Source organism: Aquimarina discodermiae (assembly GCF_040786235.1).
In the GTDB taxonomy this organism is placed as follows: domain Bacteria; phylum Bacteroidota; class Bacteroidia; order Flavobacteriales; family Flavobacteriaceae; genus Aquimarina.
Window position 1 is genome coordinate 1 of sequence record NZ_JBFMKP010000062.1, and the last position, 4,379, is coordinate 4,379.

The window sequence follows — 4,379 nt, forward strand, 5'->3', positions numbered from 1 at the left end:
TTAGAATTGGGCGAATTTGTCATTTTTTTATATCCCTGACAGTATATGGTCAGGCACTTGACAACAAGTCAAAGATAAAAAAAATAACGCCTCAGGTCATTTTTTAAATGAAATTGCCCTGCTTTTCGGTTAAGCACTTATTAGCTATGTTTTATACACCGTGTTACCTGCTGGCTTTTGCTATCATATCTCAAAAGGATAATTTTTAGCTAATCCATTACTTAATTCCAATAACTTAGACTTATAAACATTTTTCAAATCTTGAGTTAAACTCTCATTATAATCAATTTCCTCAAACTGTCTATTTAGAAAAGCAAATTGTAGCCATTTGTCAAAACTCAATTCCAAGTCGATTAGATTTTCTTTGGATATTTCTCCATTATTATGATCATAAAAGAAAACTTTATCAGATTGGTGTAAAATCCAAGAATCTCCTTGTCCATTTGCTCCAAAGAACCAATAATCTTTTATGTCATCAATTTCAAACTCTTTGTTCCAATAATCCAAATCAGAAAATTCTTTAGATTCATTAACTGATTTAACAGAATTGAAAAGAATGCATTCAGCGGATATTTCAGTGGTTTTTATATTGGTAACCAGTATTTTATAAATTTCAGGAAACTTAAAAGTAATTTTCTTCGGAAAGCTAATTGTTGAATTATTTGTTAGAATTAATTCACTCTTTATGGTTTCTATTTTTTTTAAATTTAGCATTTTTCTTTGCTTCTGACTAACGTCAATTTTCTTTGTTGAAAATCAGTAGGTTTTAAATTCAAGATCTTCTGGTTTGATGTCAAATTTATCAATTTGTTTTTTAATTCTTTTGACGAGTCCAGGTTTTCTTTTTTGGTCAAGGTATAAGTATCCTTCTGGATTTTGATATGGTTTAGCCTTGACAATCATATTCCAGATAATTATAGCAAGTTTTCTAGCAGTTGCTGTAATAGCAGAGACTCTTCCTTTTCTAAAATTTATTCTATGGAAAAAATCTCTAAGAGGAGTACTGTCTTTTAAATTTCCAATAGCATTCGCTGCATTTCTTAGAGCTATTTTGAGCCTACTACTTCCTTTACCAATTTTACTGGATAATACTTTTCCTCCACTTACTTTGTTATTAGGAGCTAATCTGAGCCAAGATGTAAAATGTTTAGCTGTTTTAAATTTATGAATACCTTCATATCCAATTTCACTCATTATGGTGAGTGCAGTATTGTAACTAATTCCTTCTATTGCTAATAAATCTATTCCTTTGAAGATTTGATAAGATTTAAGATTGATATCAATATTTTTTGGAGTGTTTTTATTGATTTTTTTATGTTTTTTCTTATCTATATGATGTTCTTTTTTTTCAGGATCTTTGCCAATGATGTCATCTATTTTCAAAGCTATTTGATCATCACATTTTCTAATTTTTTCTTGTAAATAGTTATATGTATCTAATTCATCATTTAATGCGTACAAATAATCATTTCTTCCATTTGTGTGTAAAGCTTTAGCTATTTCTTCTTCACTTTTTCTACAGTTATAATGTCTTAAACTAGCTAGTTTTTTAGGATCTGTTTCTCCCAAACAAATAGCTGTAATAATTTTCAATCCTGTAAGTCCTACAACATCTTTCACTACAACATCTAATCTTATATTCATAAGTCTTAGATATTTTTGCATTTTTTTTGATGAAGCAGCAGCTTGCTGGATTAGATTTAAACGATGTCTGGTAAAAGTTCTTAATATTTCTGTGTCTTCATCGGGTAAGAAGCTTGAAGAAAGTAATCCCAAAGCATGCAATTTTTGTATCCATTGGCAATCAATTATATCTGTCTTTTTTCCTTTTATATTTTTGGTAAATTTTCCATTACAAAGAGTGACTTCAAATCCCTTGGCAATTAAAACAGCGTGTAAGTTTTGCCAATAATTACCTGTACTTTCCATAGCTACTGAGGTAATCTTATGTTCTCTAAGCCAATCTGCTAGAGCATATAAATCTTCATTATATACTCCAAATTCTTTAATATCAGACTTTTTTTGACCTACGGCTACCCAATGACTACGACTACCAATATCAATACCAGCAGCATTTTTGTTTACGATTTCTAATGTCATTTGTTGTTCCATAACTTACGATTTTAAAAGCTCTAAGGAAATGTGCTTTAGGCAAAAAGAAATATTCTGAACGGGGTCCTAAGATTTAGGCCGCCAATGTACTAAATGGCAAACATTTCAACCAGGATTGCGCACGTGCTTATACAAAGTAGCAACACTTTAAAAAACGGCCTTACAAAGAGCTTAAATTATTTAGAGTGTAAAAGTAAGACTTCGTTAGCATAGTACTAAAGGGTTTTGAAAGCTATGAGGGATAGTTTACAACGGCTCGTATAAAAAACGTATGGCGGATGGTAAGCGATACGTTTCGGATTGGTACTAAACCAAATATAAATATTTTGCTTTTATCATTTTTTGTAAATCTCAAATTTTACATTTGGCAACTTTCAAAATAAGAAAAGACATTTTAGTAAAAACCTAAATACCTATGTTTTCTTTTACATTGTTAGCAAATGTTATTATTCAAGTTTCATTTCTCCTGTTCCTGAACAATTTAAAGAAGAGAAATAACAATTCAAACCATTAGAAGTTAAACCTGAAGTTTCAGGTCTAATATAACTTACATCTCCTTTAAAAGAATTTGAACTTGAATCATACACTAAATTAGCTGTAAAAGTTTGAACAAAAGATGTTTTTCCATCACAGGTGTTAGAGTTAAAATCACCAAATTCAGAGAAAAACTTTCTTTGACTTAATGTTAATGTCAGATTATTTCCATTTTGTTCATAAGAGTTTATTATTATATTGTCAGGTTGTTCATCTTCAAAAGTCATTGTTCCGTCTTCGTTAAATGTAATTGGTTCATCATAATCATCATCATAATTATCAAATTCATCATCATCAGTTCCATTTATACAAAATGAATCAACAGATAATGTTAGTGTTTTTCCAACTACGGAAATATCACATTCAACGATGTCATTACTCGTTTTTAAAAAACAAAATTCAATTTCTGAGTCATATACTTGAAGATCAATAAGATTAAAGAATAGAAGAGTGCCATTTTCTAGATTTCCAATTATTGATAGTGCTTTTATAGTTTGATTAAAAGCTTCTGAACCGATTGAATAATTTCCAGGACATTTTTGAATTATATCATATAGATTGTTACTATCATTGGCGAGAAAACTCATCATTTGACTAATGGTCTGAGAAGATGATAGTTGATTACTTGTCAGCTGTTGAATTATAACATTTACATTACTGTAAAAGTACGAACCAACATTAAAGGCACAATCTGAAAGTTTAAATACTTTTTTGAGTGTAGTCGAAAAAATTCCTATTAATGAAGAAGCAATATTTGAACCATTTCTAAATGTTGCACTACCAGACCATGTGTCTGCTTTTAATGTGTACATTTGGCTTTGAGTTGGTATTTGGAAGTTTACATCTTGTGGGTGAAATAAATCAAAATTACCAGTTAAAATATTACTAACAGTTGACCATGAATATATTTCTCTGTTGACACCATCAACAATATATTCATTACCAACAGGCGTATTACCTTCATCAAACAATTGTAGTGAATAAGCTAAACTATTTTTTTCGTTTGTAACTTTTACGTTATTATTTTCGACTACCATTGTTAATGGGGCTCTTTCAATTTCAACACGACTAAGCATGCTGTTTTGCAAATTATCAATAGCACCCAAAATATCTTGAGTTGCTAAAGGGTCAATCTCTCCAGAATTTATTCCTTGAATTATTAAATTATGATAATCAGAAAATTCAGGAAGCAAAGAGATTTCATTATATGCCTCTTCTCTTGCTTCAACAGATAGATGCATAACCCAAGGATGAAACATAATTAAACTCTTTGCTGTGGACGCAGAATTTAGTGAGATTTCTTCAGTTTTACTTGGGTTTATTAGGTTCATCAAAACTATTTTGCCATTTTCATTTGTAACATAAACTAACTCAATCGCATTTTCGTCAAACAACTCAACAGTGCTTTCATTATTTATGATTTGATTATTATGGGTGAAAAGAGATGAGACTGTTAAATTATTGACATTTAAACTTGAATTCTCAGGTAAAGAAATATTTACCGTTACATTTTTAGTTTCAAAACTTATTTCGGGCTGTTGTTGATTAGGATTCTCAACATTATCACAACTGTTTACTAATAGAATTATAGTAAATAAATAAAAGAGTTTTTTCACTAGTGTCCACTATAAATAATTAAATGTTCTTTGAAATTACTGATAATCTATAAGTTAAATAGCTTTTTATTGTGTGTCGATTTGAATTGACTAGGTTTGGTCGATTTAATCAGATGT

3 protein-coding genes are annotated in these 4,379 nt (G+C 29.7%); all 3 read right to left on the reverse strand.

The annotated features are described in order from the left end of the window. Positions 1-183: 183 nt before the first annotated feature. The 3 genes from ABW636_RS22430 to ABW636_RS22440 all read right to left on the reverse strand — a co-directional run bounded on the left by ABW636_RS22430 (position 184) and on the right by ABW636_RS22440 (position 4,262). Positions 184-714, reverse strand: a complete 531-nt coding sequence (locus ABW636_RS22430) for a hypothetical protein (protein ID WP_367592335.1) — start codon at positions 712-714, stop codon at positions 184-186. Positions 715-756: 42 nt separating this feature from the next. After that, positions 757-2,112 (reverse strand): IS110 family RNA-guided transposase, encoded by a 1,356-nt coding sequence (locus ABW636_RS22435; RefSeq protein ID WP_367592336.1) that lies wholly within the window; start codon positions 2,110-2,112, stop codon positions 757-759. Positions 2,113-2,558: 446 nt separating this feature from the next. After that, a complete protein-coding gene (locus ABW636_RS22440; protein WP_367592337.1) occupies positions 2,559-4,262 on the reverse strand; it encodes a hypothetical protein in 1,704 nt (567 codons plus the stop codon). Positions 4,263-4,379: the final 117 nt, after the last annotated feature.